Here is an 18,242-nt window from a genome sequence, read left to right on the forward strand (position 1 = left end):
GCCTGACGAGCGGCCGTTTACGGCAGGATGCGTGCGCATGGATGCCGTACGAGTGGCCTTGTTGCGCGAAGTGCTGGCCGGAACCGAGTGGTTGGGGGCCACGCGGCGGTTCGCGGGGGCGCTGCGGTCCTCCGTCGTGCCGCACGGGGGCGGGCTGCTGCTGGTGGGGACGGCGGAGTACGAGCCGTGGCATCTGGCCGCGCATCTGGTGGACGAGGCCGCCTGGTCGGGCACGCCCGAGCTGACGCCGACGCTCGTACGGCACGGAGCGCGGCCCGGGGACCCGGCCCATCTGGCCGTCGGGCTCGGCCGGATCGAGGCGGCCAGGCGTGGCGAGACGTTGCTGGTCGTGGCGCCGGACGCGCCCGGGGCCGCGCTCCTGGAGCGGGTCCATAACGCGCGCAGCGCCGGGGCCACGGTCCTCGCGCTGGACTCCGGCGACCGCGAGCTGCACGCGATGGCGCACGAGGCGCTCGCGGTGCCGTCCGAGCCCGATCTCGACCTGGACACCGTGCAGCATCTGGTGAGCGCGGCGGCCGGGGAGAACTCCCTCCCGGTGCCGCACGGCCGACGCCGTTTCCGGGACCGGCTGTCACGGCTGACGGACCAGCTGACGTCGCCACCGCCGGCGCGCTGGTAGGCACGGTTCCCGGCCGCCCTAGCGGCGCTTTTTTCACGTCGTCGGCGCCGGAAAAGGGTTTGTCTTCACGGTCGCCGCGCCGGAGCATGGCCACTCGTGACTGAATCCGCCGACGCCGACGCCGACGCCGATGCCAATGCCGGTGCCGATGCATCCGTATCCGTATCCGTATCTGCGCCCGCGTCCGCCGACGCAGATACCGATACGGGTACCGGCCCCGGCCGCGATACCGACGCCGGTACGGACACCGACGCCTCGGCCCCTGTCTCCGGCTCCGTCGTCGCACGGCTGCGCGGGCTGCTGCCCGATCTGGCCCCGTGGCGGACCTCCGCCGACTTCCGGCGGCTGTGGGTGGCCGGGCTCATCACCAACTTCGGCAGCTTCCTGACCTTCGTCGCGCTGCCGGTGCAGATGAAGGAGCTGACCGGGTCCGCGGTGGCCGTCGGTGCGATCGGTGCCGCGGAACTCGTACCGCTGATCGTCTTCGGTCTGTACGGCGGGGCGCTCGCCGATGCCCTGGACAAGCGGAAGCTGATCCTGTGGACGGAGGTGGGACAGGGCCTGCTCTGTGCCGCGCTGCTGGTCAACTCGGTGCTGCCGGACCCGCTGGTGTGGCCGCTGTACGCCGTCGCCGCGGTCTCCTCCGCACTCATCGCGATCCAGCGGCCGGCCCTGGACGCGCTCACGCCGCGCATCGTCCGGCACGAGCACCTGCCGGCGGCGGCCGCGCTCAACTCGTTGCGGTGGACGGTCGGGGGTGTCGCGGGGCCGGCCGTCGCTGGGCTCGTGGTGGCGTACGCCGGTCTCGGCTGGGCCTATGCCGCGGATCTCGCGACCTTCGTGGTCTCGGTCGTCCTCGCCGTCGGACTCGCCTCGTCGCCCGCCTCGCACGAGGCGGCGAAGCCGTCGTTGCGGGCGATCGCGGAGGGTGCCAGGTACGCGTGGAGCCGCAAGGAGCTCCTGGGTACCTACACCATCGACCTCGCCGCGATGTTCCTCGCCTTTCCGCTCGCCGTGCTGCCGTTCCTGGCGGACGAGTTGGACGCCGAGTGGTCGCTGGGGCTGATGTACTCCGCGCTGCCCGCCGGGGCGTTGCTGGTGAGCCTCACGAGCGGGTGGACCTCGCGGGTTCATCGGCACGGGCGGATGGTGGTGCTGGGGGCGGCGTTCTGGGGGCTTGCGATGGTGGCCGCGGGGGCCGTTCACAACGTGTGGCTGGTGCTGCTCTGCCTCACCCTGGGCGGGTGCTTCGACATGGTCAGCGGGATCTTCCGGGCGGCGATGTGGAACCAGACGATTCCGGACGAGTTGCGGGGGCGGTTGGCCGGGATCGAGTTGCTGTCGTATTCGGTGGGGCCGCAGCTCGGGCAGGTGCGGGCCGGTGGGATGGCCGCACTGATGAATGTGCGGGCGTCTGTGTGGGCCGGGGGTGTGCTGTGTGTGGCGGCGGTGGGGGCGTTGGCGTTGTGTCTTCCGAAGCTCATGACGTATGACGTGCGGACGAATGAGCATGCGGTGCGGTTGAAGGAGGCGCGGGAAGGGGTGGTGACGGGGGGTTCGTAGGGTGCGGGCCGGTGGGGGCTTGTCGCGCAGTTCCCCGCGCCCCTTGGGGGGGGACGGCGGTTCGTAGGGTGCGGGTTGGTGGGGGTTGAGCGCGCCGTTCCCCGCGCCCCTGGGAGACGGGGGCTTGGGCCGGTTTGTGCGGTGCGGGTGCTCTTGGGCTGGTCGCGCAGTTCCTCGCGCCCCTGGGAGACGGGGCTTCACGCCGGTTCGTAGGGTGCGGGTTCTCGTGGGCTGAGCGCGCCCCTGCGGCGGAGCCGCATAATGTCGCAGCCCCGCGCCCCTGGCGGGGCCGGGGGCGCGGTGCTGGGTCACCCGCCCCGGAAGGGGCGGGTGGGCGGGGGATATCGCCGCGCAGCGGCGGCTAGTCGTCGGCCGGGTCCCGTGGAGCGGAGTCGTGCCAGCGGGGGTCCGTTTCCCACTCCACGTTGCGTTCGCGGGCGGTTTCCATCGCGTGTTGGGCCTCGCCTCGGGACGCGTACGGGCCGAAGCGGTCCTTCGCGGGGCACTCCGGGCCCTCCTCGACCTTCTTGTGCTCCAGGCAGTAGTACCACTCGCCCGGCTTTCCGACCGTCCGCTTCTTGAACAGGGCCATGGCTCCGGCTCCTTTCGCCACAGACATCGTCCCCCACCCGCGCTGGTTAGACTCGCTGGCATGTCTGGCCAGTCGCTGCTCGTACCAGGGGAGCTCTCTCCCGTCCGTCCCGTCCCGGGAAACATCAGGCGTCCCGAGTACGTGGGCAAGCCCGCTCCCACCCCGTACACCGGTCCGGAGGTGCAGACGCCCGAGACGATCGAGGCGATGCGCACCGCGGGCCGGGTCGCCGCGCGGGCCCTTGCGGAGGCCGCCAAGTTCATCGCCCCCGGCGTCACCACGGACGAACTGGACCGGGTCGCCCACGAGTACATGTGCGACCACGGCGCCTACCCGTCCACGCTCGGCTACCGCGGTTTCCCCAAGTCCCTGTGCACCTCCTTGAACGAGGTCATCTGTCACGGCATCCCGGACTCCACGGTCCTGCGGGACGGCGACATCATCAACCTCGACGTCACGGCGTACATCGGGGGCGTGCACGGTGACAACAACGCCACCTACCTCGTCGGGGACGTCGACGAGGAGAGCAAGCTGCTCGTCGAGCGGACCCGCGAGTCCCTCAACCGGGCCATCAAGGCGGTCAAGCCCGGTCGGCAGATCAACGTCATCGGGCGGGTCATCGAGTCGTACGCGAAGAGGTTCGGCTACGGGGTCGTACGGGACTTCACCGGGCACGGCATCAACTCGTCGTTCCACTCGGGGCTGATCATCCCGCACTACGACAGCCCGAACGCGGCGACGATCATCCAGCCGGGGATGACGTTCACGATCGAGCCGATGCTCACCCTGGGTACGCACGAGTACGACATGTGGGACGACGGCTGGACGGTCGTGACCAAGGACCGCCGACGGACCGCGCAGTTCGAGCACACGCTGGTCGTCACGGACACCGGCGCCGAGGTCCTCACGCTGCCGTAGTCACGCCCTGCCACGACCACCCCCCGCCTCAGCCCGCCTCAGCCGCCCGCCCATTTCAGAGCGGGCGGCTTTTCGTGTGGGTTCTCGGGAGATTCGGGGTACGGTTTTACCGACAGGACGTCGGGAAACCCATTGACTTAGGTAAGCCTAACCATAGAGGATGAGGGTCGGTTCCCACCTTCCCTTCGGCTCCGGAGGCCCACATGAACTCGTCGAGCACCCCCTTCTCGACGCTCATCCGCTCCGCCACGCACGAGTACCACGCGGAGGCGCACGCCTCGACATTCATGACCGACCTGCTCGGCGGCAAGCTCGGAGTGGACGCGTACACGCGGTACACCGAGCAGCTGTGGTTCGTCTACCGGGCACTCGAAGAGGGCGCGCGCGAACTGGCCGACGACCCGGTGGCGGGACCGTTCCTGCGGCCCGAGCTGATGCGGCTCACCTCGCTGGAGCGGGATCTCACGCATCTGCGGGGTGCCGGGTGGCGGGACGCGGTCGCGCCGCTGCCCGCGACGGAGGCGTACACGGAGCGGGTGCTGGAGTGTGCGCGTACGTGGCCCGGTGGGTACGTCGCGCATCACTACACGCGCTATCTCGGTGACCTCTCCGGTGGGCAGGTCGTCCGGAGCAAGGCGGAGAAGACGTGGGGGTTCGCGCGCAAGGGGGACGGCGTGCGGTTCTACGTGTTCGAGGACATCGGCAATCCCGCCGCGTTCAAGCGGACCTATCGGGAGCTGCTGGACTCGGTCGCGGTCGATGACCTGGAGAAGCAGCGGATCGTGGCGGAGACCAAGCGGGCGTTCGCGTTGAACATCGCGGTGTTCCGGGGCTTGGCTGAGGAGTTTCGCGTGAGTGCGTGAGCGCTCCGCTTGGAGGGCCGTTTGTATTCTGCGGCCCGGCGGGGGCTGAGCGCGCAGTTCCCCGCGCCCCTAGGGGGTTGGGGTGAGAGCGGGCTTTATCGCTCCAGCAGGACTCTGCCGCCTACCTCTATCCATCCCTCCGGCTGTGGCGCTGTGAGGATTTGGGAGCCCTGGCCCTGGATTATGTTCAGGGCTCGGGCCAGTTGGGCTGTCAGTTGTAGGGCTGCCGCGCCTGTTGCCTCGTCCTCGGTGATGCCGTCGCCTCGGCCGGGGAAGCCGCGGGCGCGGATGCGGCCCGCCGCCTCGTCCTCCCAGGCCCAGGCGTAGAGCCACTCCCCCGGCGCGGGTACCGCCAGCGAGTCGACCTCCGCGGCCGAGCCGTACTGGCGGAGTGTCCGCGGCTCCGCCCACTCCGGCCGCGCCTCGATCCAGCTGAACTCGCCGTCCAGGCGGGTGCCCACCACCCCGGCGGGTGTGACGAGTTCGGGTACGTCCAGCAGCCAGGCCGCGCCGACGCAGGGGTAGCCGGCGAACGGCAGCCGCGTGCTGGGCGTGTAGATGTCGATGACCCCGCGCTCGGGGTCGTCCACGAACACGGTCTCGCTGAAGCCGAGTTTGGCCGCGAACCGCTGCCGCTCGTCCCGGTCCGGCAGTACGGAGCCTTCGCGTACGACCCCGAGTTCGTTGCCGTATCCCCCACGGGGTCCGCAGAAGACACGCAGCACGTCGTAATCAGTCACGCGGGCATTCAAACACCACCGCACCTGTGCACGCGCAGCCGGCCACCGGCCCCGGGAGGGGCGGCGGCCGACTGCGATCGCGTGCGGGTCGGACGGGTAGGGCAGGTCAGGCCTGGGCGGAGTCCGTCGCCCGGCGCCTGCGGACGGCGAAGACCACGCCCGCGCCCGCCGCGACGGTCACCGCGGCCGCGGCGCCCAGTGCGCCGACCGGGACGTCCGAGCCGGTGGCGGCGAGGCCGCCGGTCACACCGCCCGTGGTGGAGCCGGTGGTGCCGGCCCCGCCGGTCGTTCCGGTGCCGCCCGTGGTGCCGGTGCCGCCCGTCGTACCGGTGGGCGAGCTCGGGTCGGGGCCCGGGAGTTCGGCGTCGTCGGACAGCGCCACCGAGAGGTCCACGGGGTCGAGTTCGGCGCCGGTCTGGTAGAAGCCGCCGAAGGCCTCGGCGCCGGCCGCGGTGAGTGTGGTGGTGACGTCGTCGAGGGTGATGACGTCGTTCTCGGCCGTCAGGTCGGCGGACTTGGGCTTGAGTTCGGCGAGGGTCACGTCGTCGGACTTCTCGCCCAGGCTGTTCACGTCGGCGGTCAGCGTGCCGGAGCCGCCGTCGATCTCCGCCTTGAGGTCGCTGAGGGTGAGGTCGAGGCCGTAAGTGCCGCCGTCCTCATGGCCCTTGAAGTTCACGGAGCCCTTGAAGGAGGCGTTGAGGGTGTCGGCGTCCGTGTCGTAGGTACCGGTGCCGTCGACGAACGTGAAGATCCCGTTGCCCGCGGCCTGGGCCGCGCCGCCGGAGACGGTGATCTTCCCCTTGGCGACACCGGTCACGACGTACGTACGGAAGGACTGCTTCACGCCCCAGCCGAGGGTGCCGTCGGTGATGTCGCCCTTGGTGGGCGCCTCGGTGGGCGAGGGGTTCTCGCTCGTGGACTGGGACGGGCTCGTGGAGGGGGCGGTGGACGGGGCCTGCGAGGCCGTGGGGGAAGTGGACGTGGACGGCGTGCCCGACGGGGTGGTGGAGGTCGAGGTCGACGGGGACGGCGACTCCGTCTTCTTCTCCACCACCGTCAGCGGGTCCCCGGCCGCTCCCGTGTAGCTCGAACTGCCGAAGACGTCCGCCGCCTCCTTCGTCAGCTTGGTCGCCATGTCTCTCATGTCGCGGGTGACGGTGACCTCGGCGAGCGGTACGTCCTGCTGGGTCGCGTCGGGCTTCGTCACGTCGGCGGTGATTCTGGCGGCCTTGCTGTCGAACTTCACGTCGGACAGGGTGAGTTCGAAGCCGTGCGGCTTGGAGGCGATCTTCAGGCTGCCGTCGAAGCCGAGCGCGACGGTGTGCGCCTCGGAGTCATAGGTCCCGGTGCCGTTGCCGAAGGTGAACGCGCCGTTGTCCTTCGCCTGCGTGGCGCCGCCCTCGGGCGTGAAGCTGCCGCCCGCCATCCCGGTCACGTACGTGCGGTACGACTGCTTGATGCCCCAGGTCAACTCGTAGCCCTTGAGCGGGACTTCGGCGGCGGACGCGGCCGTCGCGGCGAGCGCGGTGGCGCCGAGCGTGACAGCGGTCGCGACGGCGGCGGCAAGGACTACGGGGCGGCGGCGGTTGGCGGCCATGGTCGTCGGTCTCCTCGGTTCAGTGTGCGGAGTTCGGGGATCGATCCGCGCAACAGGCGGACGGAGTAAGGGAGTTCAGTCCTTTTCGGGGGCCTCGGGGGCCTCGGCCGCCGGTCGTGCCTGACGCCTGCGGACGATCACGAAGGCCGCGGCCACCGCGATCAGGGAACCGGCCGCGAGGCCGATGGGCAGGACGGGAACGTCCGAAGAACTGCTCGCGGTGGCTTCGGTGCCGGGCTCGGCCGCCGCCTTCTTGGCCGTCGACGCTTCCGGCGTGGGCGACTGCGAACTGCCGAGGTCGGGCAGCGCGGGGAGTTCGGCGCTTTCGGTCAGGGCGACGGCGAGGGAGACCGGGTCCATCTCCGTGCCCGCCTTGTACATCCCGCCGAAGGCCTCGGCGCCCTCGGCGGTCAGCTTCGTGGGCACCTCCGTCACCTCGGCGAGGCCGTCCTTCGGCGTGAAGTCCCGCGCGGTGAAGGTGACCAGCGGGACCTTCTTGTCCGTACCGCCATCGCCACCGCCACCGCCCTCACTCGTCACGTCGGCGTAGAGCGTGCCCTTGCCGGCGTCCGACACCTTGGCCCGGACCCCGCTGAGCTTCAGGTCCAGTCCCTGCTCGCCCGTGAAGCGGACGGCTCCGGCGAACGACGCGTCGAGGGTGCGCTTCTTGTCGTCGTACGTGCCCGAGCCCTCGGGGAAGCGGAAGAGCGCGCCGCCGTCCTGGGCGCCGTCACTGAGCTTCCATTCGCCCTGGGCGATGTCGCCGGAGACGTACTCGCGGAAGGTCCGGCGCACACCCCAGTCGACGGCCCCGTCCTCGATGGCGCTCGAATTCCCCTTCTTCTCCCCCGACTTGGACTTGGACTTGGTCGGGGAGGGGGACGGCTTGCTCGACGGCTTGGCGGCCGCGGCCGCCTCGACGTCCGCCGACAGGCTGACCGGGTCGAGGGCGGTGCCCGCCTCGTAGTACCCGGCGAACGACTTGGCGCCCTCGGCGGTCAGCGTGGCGGGCAGGTTGCTGAGCTGGACCGCGTTGCCGCCGCCCTTCATGTCGATGCCGCCGAGGGAGAGGGAGGCGAAGGGCACCTGCGAGGACGTCGTGACCGTCCCGGTGCCCCTCGCCTTGCTGATGATGTCGACGTGGAGGGTGCCGGTGCCGCCGTTGCCGGAGAGGCGGACGGTGGGGCGGCTGATCGTGAGGTCGAGCTGGTGGCTGCCGTCGTCCGCCTTGTGCCCGAGGAAGTGGACCCCGCCGGAGAAGGCCGCGGTGAACGCGCCCGACGTGCCGTCGTACGTGCCGGTCGCCGAGTGGAAGCGGAACTGGCTGCCGCCGACTGTGGCGGCGCCGCCGGTGAGGGAGAAACTGCCGTTCGCTATGGGCCCGGTGACGTAGCTCTGGAAGGAGGATTTGATGCCCCAGTCCAGGCGGCCGCCCTGCACGGTACGGCTTGCCGCCTGGGCTGGGCCGGTCTGGAGCAGCGTCATGAGTACTGCTGTGCAGAGGAGGGCGGCGTAGGTGCGTAGGTGGGGGCGCGAGGGCATTGGTCCTCCGGGGCGGGCGGGATCTGGCTGGATGCAGCGACGTCCTAGCGAGAAAGGTAAGGCTAACCTAAGCTATGCCCGCTGGTGCGGGAAGCGCCGGATGAGACAAAGAGGGGGCTGCGGGTCATTTGTTGGCTGCCGGCCCGTCGTGGCTGGTCGCGCAGTTCCCCGCGCCCCTTTCAGGGGCGCCCTGCGCCCCTGAAAGAAGGGCCCGCTGCTCTGGGCCCGCGCCTCAAAGCCCGACGACTCGATCGAAAGGAACCACGCGACCGTGCGACACCTGCGTACTCGAGTGGCGGGGGCACTGCTTGCGGTGCTCGTGTTCACGGTGACGGCCTGCTCCTCGGACAGTTCACCGGAAGGGGAACCGGCCGCCGAGGCCAGTGCTGCCGCGGCCGATCGTGTTGAGCCTCTGGCGGAGGCCCCGGCTCCTCAACTCCCCGTCACCGTGCGGTCGGCCGACGGGCGGAAGGTCACGGTGCGGGATGCCGGGCGGATCGTTCCGCTGTCCGGCAGTCTCAGTGAGATCGTCTTCACGCTCGGGCTCGGGGACCGGGTCGTGGCCCGTGACATCACCGCCACCTTCGCGCAGGCGGAGAAGCTGCCGGTGGTGACCCGCAACCACGACGTCTCCGCGGAGAGCGTGCTGTCGCTGAAGCCCGACCTCGTTCTCGCCGAGACCAGCACCGGGCCCGACGAGGCCATGGGCCAGATCCGTGACGCGGGCGTCCCGGTGCTCGTGGTCGACCCGGCGAAGGGTCTCGACGACGTGGGCCCGCGGATCGAGACGGTGGCCCGCGCCCTCGGCGTACCGGCCGCCGGGAAGGAACTCGCGGAGCGCTCCGAGCAGCGGATCGCCGCCGTACGCAAGGACATTCCGAAGCGGACCGAGCGGCCCCGGGTCGCTTTCCTCTACCTCCGCGGCACCGCCTCCGTGTATCTGATCGGCGGCAAGGGTTCGGGGGCCACCTCGCTGCTCGAAGCGGCGGGAGCCGTGGACGCCGGTGCCGAGTCGGGTCTGGAGAAGGACTTCACCGCGATCACCACGGAGGCTCTCGCCAAGGCCGCCCCGGACGCGATCCTCGTCATGTCCAAGGGCCTCGAATCCGTCGGCGGCCTCGACGGCCTCGTGAAGATCCCCGGTGTCGCCCAGACCCCGGCCGGCATGGACCGCAGGGTCGTCTCCATCGAGGACGGCGTCCTGCTCAACTACGGCCCCCGCACCGACGACGTACTGAAGTCGCTGGTCGACCAGCTGTACGGGGACGCCAAGTGACCGTGCTCGACAAGGGAGTTGGAGCCGGGGCCCAGTCGTCGCCCCAGGAGGCGCCGCCCGGACCCGAGCTGCCCGGAAGACCCCGGCGCGGCGTCCCGTGGCTGCTCACCGTCGGGCTGACCGTCTTCCTCGGCCTCCTCACCCTGGTCTCCGCGGGGCTCGGCGCGTACGACATCTCCCCCGGTGACGTCCTCGGGTCCGTCGCGCACCGGGCCGGTCTCGGCGGCACCGAACTCGCCCGGGTCCCCGAGTCCGTCCTCTGGAACGTGCGCTTCCCGCGGATCGTGCTCGCGCTGCTCGTCGGCGCCTCGCTGGGCTGCGCGGGGGCGCTGATGCAGGGCGTGTTCGGCAATCCGCTCGCCGAACCGGGGGTCATCGGGGTCTCGTCGGGCTCGGCGGTCGGCGCGGTCGCCGCGATCTCGCTCGGGCTGAACTTCCTGGGCACCTGGACGATCCCGGCCTTCGCCTTCGTCACGGGCCTCGGCACGGTCCTGATCGTGTACGGGATGTCCCGCGCGGGCGGCCGTACCGAGGTCGTGACGCTGATCCTCACGGGCATCTCGCTGAACGCGTTCACGGGTGCGCTGATCGGCCTGTTCATCTTCTTCGCGGACACCGCGGCGGTGAACCAGATCACCTTCTGGCAGCTCGGCTCGCTCTCCCAGGCGACCTGGCCGAAGGTGCTCGCGGTACTGCCGTGCGCGGCCGTCGGGCTGCTCGTCGCGCCGCTGTACGCAAGGAAGTTGGACCTCCTCGCCCTCGGCGAACGCCCGGCCAGGCACCTGGGCGTGGACGTCGAACGGCTCCGGATCGTGCTGGTCCTCGTCATCTCACTGCTGACCGCCGCCGCCGTGAGCGTCTCCGGGATCATCGGCTTCGTCGGTCTCGTCGTCCCGCATCTGCTGCGCATGGCGGCAGGACCTGGCCACCGCTTCCTCATCCCCGCCAGTGCCCTCGGCGGCGCGGTGGTCCTGCTCGCGGGCGACCTCGCGGCCCGTACCGTCGCGGAGCCCGCCGAGCTGCCGCTCGGGGTGCTGACCGCGCTCTTCGGCAGCCCGTTCTTCTTCTGGCTGCTGCGCAGGACCCGTCGCAGGCAAGGAGGTTGGGCATGAGGTGGCCGGACATGAAGCGGCTGGGCATGAAGCGGCTCCGGCTGCCCGGTGCGAGGCCCACGCCTCCCGCCCCGGTGAACCCCGGTGACGTACTCGCCGAGGCCGAGGCCCTGCACGTCCGGCTCGGCGCCCGCGAGGTGCTGACCGGCGTGGACGTCACGGCCCGCGCGGGCGAGGTGCTTGCGCTGGTCGGCCCCAACGGGGCAGGGAAATCAACCCTGTTGGGCGCCCTGGCCGCGGATCTCCCGGCCGCCGAGGGGGTCGTACGCGTCCACGGGCGCCCGGCGTCCGCCTGGTCGGCGCACGAACTCGCCTTGCGCCGGGCCGTGTTGCCCCAGTCGGCCGCGCTCTCCTTCCCGTTCACGGTGGAGGAGGTCGTACGGATGGGCCGGGCGCCCTGGGCCGGGACGGCGGGCGAGGACGAGGACGACGCGGCGGTGGCCGAGGCCATGGCGGCGACGGAGGTCACCGGCTTCGCGCCCCGGCCGTTCGCCGCGCTCAGCGGCGGCGAGCGGGCCCGGGTCGCGCTCGCCCGGGTGCTCGCCCAGCGCACCCGGCTGCTGCTGCTCGACGAACCGACCGCCGCCCTGGACCTGCGGCACCAGGAGTTGGTGCTGCGGGTCTGCCGGGAACGGGCCGGCGCCGGGGACGCGGTGGTCGTGGTGCTGCACGACCTGGGGCTCGCGGCGGCCTACGCGGACCGGGTGGTGATCCTGCGCGACGGACGGGCGGTGGCCGACGGACCACCGGCCGGGATCTTCACCGACCGACTGCTTTCGGACGTCTACCGACAGCCGGTCGAGGTCTTCCCGCATCCGCGCACCGGAGCGGTTCTGGTGGCCCCCGTGAGGGGTTCTTGACCCGTCTTTGACTGATTCGTGGGGCATGGTTTGAGCCACCGTGATCAAGCCGTGCCCGTACGGCGCCCATGAGAGCTGAATCACTGGACGGGCGGGTATCAGTCAGGTAAGCCTCAGATAAGTTAGGCGCGCCTCACCTCGAACCTTTGCCTGCCCTGTGTGCCTTTTGCGCACTTTGTGCCCTGTGAACCTCCCTGGAGCCTGTATGCGAGCCGTCCGACTCTCCGTCGTCACCGCAGCCGCGACCGCGGCCGCGTTGGCCGCTGTCACGGGTTGCACCGAGAAGAGCGACGCCGCCGCGGGCGACGACCGCGTCATCGAGGTCACCGCCACGGACACCAAGTGCGAGGTGTCGAAGAACGAGTTCCCGGCCGGCCATGTCCAGATCGACGTGACGAACAAGGGCTCCAAGGTCACCGAGGTCTACCTGCTCTTCCCGGACGACCGGATCGTCACCGAGCGGGAGAACATCGGCCCCGGCACCAGCCAGAAGGTCACCGCCGAGGTGAAGGCGGGCGACTACCGGATCGCCTGCAAGCCGGGCATGAAGGGCGACGGCATCCGCCAGGACGTCAAGGCCACCGGCACCGGCAAGGTCGCCAAGCGCGACCCGCGCCTGGACGCGGCCGTCGCCGCGTACCGCAAGTACGTGCAGGAGCAGGCCGACGAGACCCTGCCCAAGACGAAGGTCTTCACGGCGGCGGTCAAGGACGGCGACATCGAGGCCGCGAAGAAGGCGTACGCCGACTCGCGCATCGGCTGGGAGCGGACCGAGCCGGTCGCCGAGTCGTTCGGTGACATCGACCCGAAGGTCGACCTGCGCGAGGACGGTCTGGAGGAGGGCCAGGATCTGGAGAAGGACTGGACCGGCTGGCACCGCCTGGAGCGCTCGCTCTGGCAGGACAAGAAGCTCACCGACCGCGACTCCGAGCTCGCCGACCAGCTGATCACCGACCTCACCGACTGGCAGAAGCGGGTCGGCAAGGCCGAGATCACCCCGACCTCGATGGCCAACGGCGCCAAGGAGCTCCTCGACGAGGTCGCCACCGGCAAGGTCACCGGCGAGGAGGAGCGCTACTCGCACACCGACCTCGTCGACTTCAAGGCGAACGTCGAGGGCGCCCAGAAGTCGTACGAGCTGCTGAAGCCGGTCGCCTCGGAGAACGACGCGGCGCTGACCACGGAGCTCGACAAGCAGTTCGCGGCGCTGAACACGCTGCTCGACAAGTACCGCGAGGACAAGAACTCGTACGAGTTCGTCTCGTACGACAAGGTCGGCAAGGCCGAACAGAAGGAGCTCTCGGACGCCGTGAACGCGCTCGCGGAGCCCCTGTCCAAGCTCGCCGCCGCCGTCGTGAAGTAAGAGGGCCTGTCGCATGACGGACGCCACGAACACCTCGAACGCCGCAGACAGTACGGAGAGTGCACAGAGCACGGACACCGCCGACCGGGTCGGTGAGACGCGGGACGCCAACTCGCCCGCGCCCACCCGGCGTTCACTGATCGGCTGGGGCGGGGCCGGGCTCGCGCTCGGTGCCGCCGCGGTCGGCGGTGCGGTGGTGGTGACCCGTACCGGCGACGACGTCGATCCGACCGCCGCCGAGTCGGGTGCCGCGATCGCCTTCCACGGCACGCACCAGGCGGGCATCTCGACGCCCGTGCAGGACCGGCTGCACTTCGCCGCGTTCGACGTGAAGACCGAGGACCGCGCCGAGTTCGTCCGGCTGCTGAAGGACTGGACGGAGGCCGCGCGGCGGATGACCGCGGGGCAGGCGGTCGGCGAGGGCGCGTACGGCGGTCTGGCGGAGGCTCCGCCGGACGACACCGGTGAGGCGCTGGGCCTCAAGCCGTCGCGGCTGACCCTCACCGTCGGCTTCGGGCCCTCGCTGTTCGAGAAGTTCGGGCTGGCGGACCGGCGGCCAGAGGCCCTGGTCGACCTCCCTAAGTTCGCGGGCGACAACCTCGACCGGAACCGCAGCGGCGGCGACCTGTGCGTCCAGGCCTGCGCGGACGACCCGCAGGTCGCGGTGCACGCGATCCGCAACCTCGCCAGGATCGGCTTCGGCAAGGTCGTCATCCGCTGGTCCCAGCTGGGCTTCGGCAAGACCTCGTCGACGACTCCGGAGGCGCAGACCCCTCGTAACCTCATGGGCTTCAAGGACGGCACCCGCAACATCGCGGGGACCGAGACCGACCGGCTGAAGAAGTTCGTGTGGGTCGAGGAGAAGGACGGCCCCGCGTGGCTGGCCGACGGCTCCTATCTCGTGGCCCGGCGCATCCGCATGAACGTCGAGACCTGGGACCGGACCTCGCTCCAGGAGCAGGAGGACATCTTCGGCCGCGACAAGGGCGAGGGCGCCCCGGTCGGCAAGGCGAAGGAGCGGGACGAGCCGTTCCTGAAGGCGATGAAACCCGACGCGCACGTACGGCTCGCGCACCCCGACTCCAACGACGGGGCGACGCTCCTGCGCCGCGGCTACTCCTTCACGGACGGCACGGACGGGCTGGGCCGCCTTGACGCGGGCCTGTTCTTCCTCGCGTACCAGCGGGACGTGCGCAAGGGCTTCATCCCGGTGCAGCGCAGTCTGGCGATCGACCCGCTCAACGAGTACATCCAGCACGTGGGTTCAGCGGTCTTCGCGATCCCGCCCGGCGTCCGCGACAAGGACGACTGGTGGGGCCGGGCGCTGTTCTCCGGGGACTCCAAGGAGGCGTAGGCCGTGTTCGCGAACTATCTGATCGGCCTGCGCGAAGGGCTCGAAGCGAGCCTCGTCGTCTGCATCCTCGTCGCCTACCTGGTCAAGACCGACCGGCGGGACGCGCTGAAGCCCATCTGGATCGGCATCGGCGTCGCCGTCGCGCTGGCTCTCGGTTTCGGCTTCGCGCTCGAATTCGGTTCCCAGGAGCTGACGTTCAAGGCGCAGGAGGCGCTCGGCGGCTCGCTGTCGATCCTCGCGGTCTGCCTGGTCACCTGGATGGTCTTCTGGATGCGGCGCACGGCCCGGCATCTGCGGGCCGAACTGCACGGCAAGCTGGACGCGGCGCTGCAGATGGGCACGGGCGCGCTGGTCGCGACGGCGTTCCTGGCGGTGGGCCGCGAGGGCCTGGAGACGTCCCTGTTCGTCTGGACGTCCGTGCGCGCGTCCAGCGACGGCACCGAGGGACCGCTGATCGGTGTCCTGCTTGGCATCCTGACCGCGATCGTGCTCGGCTACCTCTTCTACCGGGGCGCCGTCCGCATCAACCTCGCCAAGTTCTTCACCTGGACCGGCGGCATGCTGGTGGTCGTGGCCGCCGGGGTCCTCGCGTACGGCTTCCACGATCTCCAGGAGGCCGACTTCCTGCCGGGCCTGACGAACAAGGCCTTCGACATCAGCACCACCATCCCGCCGGACAGCTGGTACGGCACGCTCCTCAAGGGCATCTTCAACTTCCAGCCGGACCCGACCGTCCTCCAAGTCGTCGTGTGGGCCCTGTACTTGGTGCCGACCCTGGTGCTCTTCCTGTTGCCGGCGCGGCTCGGCAGGGAGCGGCCGAAGGCGCCCGCGCCGGTGCGCGAGGAGGTCTGAGACCGACTGAGACCGAGGTCCGGGCGTGCGGCGGGCGCGCTGGATCACAGTGCGGACGCGGTACGTGATCCCGGCGTCCACGCGGTTTCCGGTCCCGGTAGGGTTCGCCTCCGGGAAGGGGAAGGTGAACAGAATCCGATGAAGACGCCGCGGACACTTCGCAGGCTGGACCGGAGCGCGCTGATAGCGGCGTCGGTGACCGTGTTGTCGGTGACGGCGAGCGGATGCGTGGTGGTGCACGGGGAACGGGAGATCCTCCCGGGGGCCACGAAGACCGAGGCGGCACGCGCCCTCAAGGACTTCACGGCCGCGTACAACGAGGCCAACGCGGCCAACGACGCGTCCCTGGACGCGGACCGGGTCACCGGTGCCCTCGGGGACATAGACGGCGCGAAGCTGAAGGCCGGCGAGAAGAACCAGCCGGACGGCAACCCGGACTACGTGCCGCTGAAGCTGACCGACACCGAGTTCACCATCCCCGAGAAGGCGGGCTGGCCGCGCTGGTTCGTCACCGACTCGCAGGCCAACAAGGGCCGGGGCGAGGACCGTTGGCTGCTGGTGTTCACGCGGGGCGGCGCGAACGAGGTGTGGCAGGTCTCGTATCTGACGATCATGCCCGCCGACGACGTACCGGAGTTCAGGAAGGACGAGGACGGCTGGGCGGAGCCGGTCACCGCGAACGCGGCGGACCTGGCGGTCGCGCCCCGGAGCCTGTCCTCCGACTACGCGACGTACCTGAAGGACGGCGGCGACATCTTCGCGCCCGGCACGCACACCTCCAAGTGGCGCTCCGACCGGGCGAAGAACGCGCGCCGGCCCGGACTCGCCCAGCAGTACATCGACGAGCCGCTGACGTCCGGCGACTACGCCCCGGTCGGCCTGCGCACCGCCGACGGCGGCGCACTCGTCTTCTTCACCACCCGCCACTACCAGAAGCAGACCGCGGCCCAGGGCGTCCCGATCAACGTCACCAGCGCCGACGTACAGGCCCTCATGACGGGCGAGCCCAAGCAGTCCCTCACCCTGGAGTCCATCTCCAACCAGGCGGTACTGGACCCACCGAAGACGGCCCCGGACCAGCAGGTGAGGTTCCTGAGCAGGATCGAGGGATTGACGGGGGCGAAGGGCGAGTAGGGGCGTCCCACTCAGGCTGCGCCTTTCAGGCGCAGGGTTCCGGCAGCGCCCCTTTAGCTTTAGGGGCGCGGGGAACTGCGCGACCAGCCACGACGGCCCGCAGTCGAATCACTCAGCCCCGACGGCCGTCAGCCCCGAAGGGGCCAGGCCGCAACATGATCCCGCTCCACACCCGCATACCGAGCACACTCATCGGTCAGAACCTCAAGCAGCGACAACGGATCCGGCAACGCGAACTCCGGCCCCCGAACCCACTCGACCGTCAACTCACCCGGCAACTGAGCGGGCGGCACCAGCACATAAGACCCCCGACAGTGCCACCGCAGCCCCGGATGCTCATCCATCGTCTCCGGATGGCAGTCCAGCTCACACGGCCACCACTCGTCCTCGTCCTCCGGCGTACCGCGCGTGGCAGTGAAGAAGAGCATCCGGTCGTTCCCGGACTGAGCCACGGGACCGACCTCGATCCCGGCGGCGAGCAACCGCTCCAGCGCCTCACGCCCGGCGTCCAACGGAACGTCGAGCACGTCGTGGACCATGCCGGTCGCGGTGATGAAGTTGGCCGACGGCTGATGCCGGGCCCACCGCTCGATCTGCGCACGGTCGGTCGTGGACTGGGTCTGCCAGGCGAACGACACCGGGTGCCGCGCGGGAGTGGGACAGCCGACGCGGTCACAGGAACATCGGTAGGCGGAGGGGTGTGCGGCGGGCGCGAGCGGCAGCCCCGCGCCTGCGGCGGCAAGCAGCAGATCCTCACGTGTCGCGCTGTCCTCGGCGTCCGTCCGGGGACGGCGGCCGCGCAGCCACTGGGAGATCCTGCCTTGCCCGCCCGAGCGGCGGCCCGACTCTGCGCTCATCTATCCCCTCGCCCTTGCTGTTGTGCGGACAGCATGCCCTATGGTCCCACCATCCTGCGCCCTGGGGGGCCGGAGCCCACATCCGGGGTGGGTGGGGCGATGCCTGCCCTGGGCACCGATCGAGCGTCATTGCATACTTTGGGATGATTTGCCTGCCCGCAATGTCGGCATGGTCACATGCGCGGGGCGAGGCCGTAGAGGGCGTACTCGACGAGCGTGTTCGCGTAGGCGTGGTCGAGCGGGCCCGTGCCCTGGAGCCAGCGCTGGGCGAGGGGCGAGGCGAACAGGTCGCGCGCGATGTACGGGTCCACGTCCGCGCGCACCTGGCCCGCGTCCTGGGCGGCACGCAGGCGCTGCGCGTACAACTCCAGCGAGGGCATGAGCAGCTTGCCGACGAACTCCTCACTGAACGCGGGGTTCGCGACGCCTTCGGCCGCGAGTGCGCGGGCCGGGGCGTCGAAGCGCGGGTCGTTGAGTTCGTCCACGGTGGCGCGCAGCACGTTCTTGAGGTCGGTCTCCAGGTCTCCGGTGTCGGGGATGCCGCTTCCCTCCGCCCAGTCACCGCCGGCCGCCTCCGCCGCCTGGGTTCCCAGGTCGATGAACGCCTCCATCAGGACCTCGGCCTTCGACGACCACCACCGGTAGATCGTCTGTTTGCCGACCCCGGCGCGGGCGGCGATGCCCTCGATCGTGGTCTTCGGGTAGCCGACCTCGCCGACGAGGGCGAGGGCGGCGTCGTAGATCGCGCGGCGGGACTTCTCACTGCGGCGCGTGGAATCGGGGGCGGGCTTCTGTGCCATGCGTCGAATTTACCAGGTTGACAAGACGCTCCGTCTCGCCACGGCTCTCTTTCGCCCCCGCCGCCCCTACCCGTCCCATCCCTGGGGGCTCCGCCCCCAGACCCCCGCATCGGCCTGAACGGCCTCGTCCTCAAACGCCTCCTCGGTCTGCAGCACTCCGGGCACGAAGTGGGGTTCGT

The 18,242-nt window shown here is 70.5% G+C and carries 17 protein-coding genes; 11 read left to right on the plus strand and 6 right to left on the minus strand.

The window, feature by feature from the left end:
• Positions 1-37: 37 nt before the first annotated feature.
• On the plus strand, positions 38-640 hold the full coding sequence (locus AB0I18_RS13850; RefSeq protein ID WP_363105655.1) for a hypothetical protein: 603 nt from the start codon (positions 38-40) through the stop codon (positions 638-640).
• Positions 641-928: 288 nt separating this feature from the next.
• Positions 929-2,203: an MFS transporter gene (locus AB0I18_RS13855; protein ID WP_363105674.1), complete on the plus strand. Its 1,275-nt coding sequence runs from the start codon at positions 929-931 to the stop codon at positions 2,201-2,203.
• A 361-nt stretch (positions 2,204-2,564) separates the two neighbouring features.
• On the opposite strand, the gene AB0I18_RS13860 is transcribed toward AB0I18_RS13855, so the two are convergent.
• A complete protein-coding gene (locus AB0I18_RS13860; protein ID WP_363105656.1) occupies positions 2,565-2,795 on the minus strand; it encodes a hypothetical protein in 231 nt (76 codons plus the stop codon).
• A 60-nt stretch (positions 2,796-2,855) separates the two neighbouring features.
• Between AB0I18_RS13860 and map the strand changes: the two genes are divergently transcribed.
• Complete coding sequence (map, locus tag AB0I18_RS13865) at positions 2,856-3,713, plus strand: type I methionyl aminopeptidase (RefSeq protein WP_363105657.1); 858 nt, start codon at positions 2,856-2,858, stop codon at positions 3,711-3,713.
• Between the two features lie 203 nt (positions 3,714-3,916).
• Complete coding sequence (locus AB0I18_RS13870) at positions 3,917-4,576, plus strand: biliverdin-producing heme oxygenase (protein ID WP_363105658.1); 660 nt, start codon at positions 3,917-3,919, stop codon at positions 4,574-4,576.
• Between the two features lie 95 nt (positions 4,577-4,671).
• Here AB0I18_RS13870 and AB0I18_RS13875 read toward each other — a convergent pair whose 3' ends face one another.
• From AB0I18_RS13875 to AB0I18_RS13885, 3 genes are all read right to left on the minus strand, one after another.
• Complete coding sequence (locus tag AB0I18_RS13875; protein ID WP_363105659.1) at positions 4,672-5,316, minus strand: PhzF family phenazine biosynthesis protein; 645 nt, start codon at positions 5,314-5,316, stop codon at positions 4,672-4,674.
• 106 nt (positions 5,317-5,422) lie between these two features.
• The gene (locus AB0I18_RS13880) at positions 5,423-6,913 is read right to left on the minus strand and encodes an HtaA domain-containing protein (RefSeq protein ID WP_363105660.1); all 1,491 of its coding nucleotides are present in this window, start codon (positions 6,911-6,913) and stop codon (positions 5,423-5,425) included.
• A gap of 75 nt (positions 6,914-6,988) precedes the next feature.
• Complete coding sequence (locus AB0I18_RS13885) at positions 6,989-8,455, minus strand: HtaA domain-containing protein (protein ID WP_363105661.1); 1,467 nt, start codon at positions 8,453-8,455, stop codon at positions 6,989-6,991.
• A gap of 271 nt (positions 8,456-8,726) precedes the next feature.
• Between AB0I18_RS13885 and AB0I18_RS13890 the strand changes: the two genes are divergently transcribed.
• The 7 genes from AB0I18_RS13890 (at position 8,727) to AB0I18_RS13920 (ending at position 16,406) form a co-directional block, all read left to right on the plus strand.
• On the plus strand, positions 8,727-9,731 hold the full coding sequence (locus tag AB0I18_RS13890) for a hemin ABC transporter substrate-binding protein (RefSeq protein WP_363105662.1): 1,005 nt from the start codon (positions 8,727-8,729) through the stop codon (positions 9,729-9,731).
• 68 nt (positions 9,732-9,799) lie between these two features.
• Positions 9,800-10,843 (plus strand): iron ABC transporter permease, encoded by a 1,044-nt coding sequence (locus tag AB0I18_RS13895; RefSeq protein WP_363105675.1) that lies wholly within the window; start codon positions 9,800-9,802, stop codon positions 10,841-10,843.
• Between the two features lie 26 nt (positions 10,844-10,869).
• Positions 10,870-11,703, plus strand: a complete 834-nt coding sequence (locus AB0I18_RS13900; RefSeq protein WP_363105676.1) for a heme ABC transporter ATP-binding protein — start codon at positions 10,870-10,872, stop codon at positions 11,701-11,703.
• 205 nt (positions 11,704-11,908) lie between these two features.
• The gene (efeO, locus tag AB0I18_RS13905) at positions 11,909-13,066 is read left to right on the plus strand and encodes an iron uptake system protein EfeO (RefSeq protein WP_363105663.1); all 1,158 of its coding nucleotides are present in this window, start codon (positions 11,909-11,911) and stop codon (positions 13,064-13,066) included.
• A gap of 13 nt (positions 13,067-13,079) precedes the next feature.
• Positions 13,080-14,420 (plus strand): iron uptake transporter deferrochelatase/peroxidase subunit, encoded by a 1,341-nt coding sequence (gene efeB, locus AB0I18_RS13910; RefSeq protein ID WP_363105664.1) that lies wholly within the window; start codon positions 13,080-13,082, stop codon positions 14,418-14,420.
• A gap of 3 nt (positions 14,421-14,423) precedes the next feature.
• Positions 14,424-15,272, plus strand: coding sequence for an iron uptake transporter permease EfeU (efeU, locus tag AB0I18_RS13915; RefSeq protein WP_363105665.1), 849 nt, complete (start codon positions 14,424-14,426; stop codon positions 15,270-15,272).
• Between the two features lie 138 nt (positions 15,273-15,410).
• Entirely contained in the window at positions 15,411-16,406 is a 996-nt protein-coding gene (locus AB0I18_RS13920; RefSeq protein WP_363105666.1) for a hypothetical protein, read from the plus strand.
• A gap of 128 nt (positions 16,407-16,534) precedes the next feature.
• On the opposite strand, the gene AB0I18_RS13925 is transcribed toward AB0I18_RS13920, so the two are convergent.
• Both AB0I18_RS13925 and AB0I18_RS13930 read right to left on the minus strand, forming a co-directional pair.
• On the minus strand, positions 16,535-17,263 hold the full coding sequence (locus AB0I18_RS13925) for a bifunctional DNA primase/polymerase (protein WP_363105667.1): 729 nt from the start codon (positions 17,261-17,263) through the stop codon (positions 16,535-16,537).
• Between the two features lie 173 nt (positions 17,264-17,436).
• Positions 17,437-18,063, minus strand: coding sequence for a TetR/AcrR family transcriptional regulator (locus AB0I18_RS13930; protein ID WP_363105668.1), 627 nt, complete (start codon positions 18,061-18,063; stop codon positions 17,437-17,439).
• Positions 18,064-18,242: the final 179 nt, after the last annotated feature.

The organism is Streptomyces sp. NPDC050704 (genome assembly GCF_040654355.1).
In the GTDB taxonomy this organism is placed as follows: Bacteria; Actinomycetota; Actinomycetes; order Streptomycetales; family Streptomycetaceae; genus Streptomyces.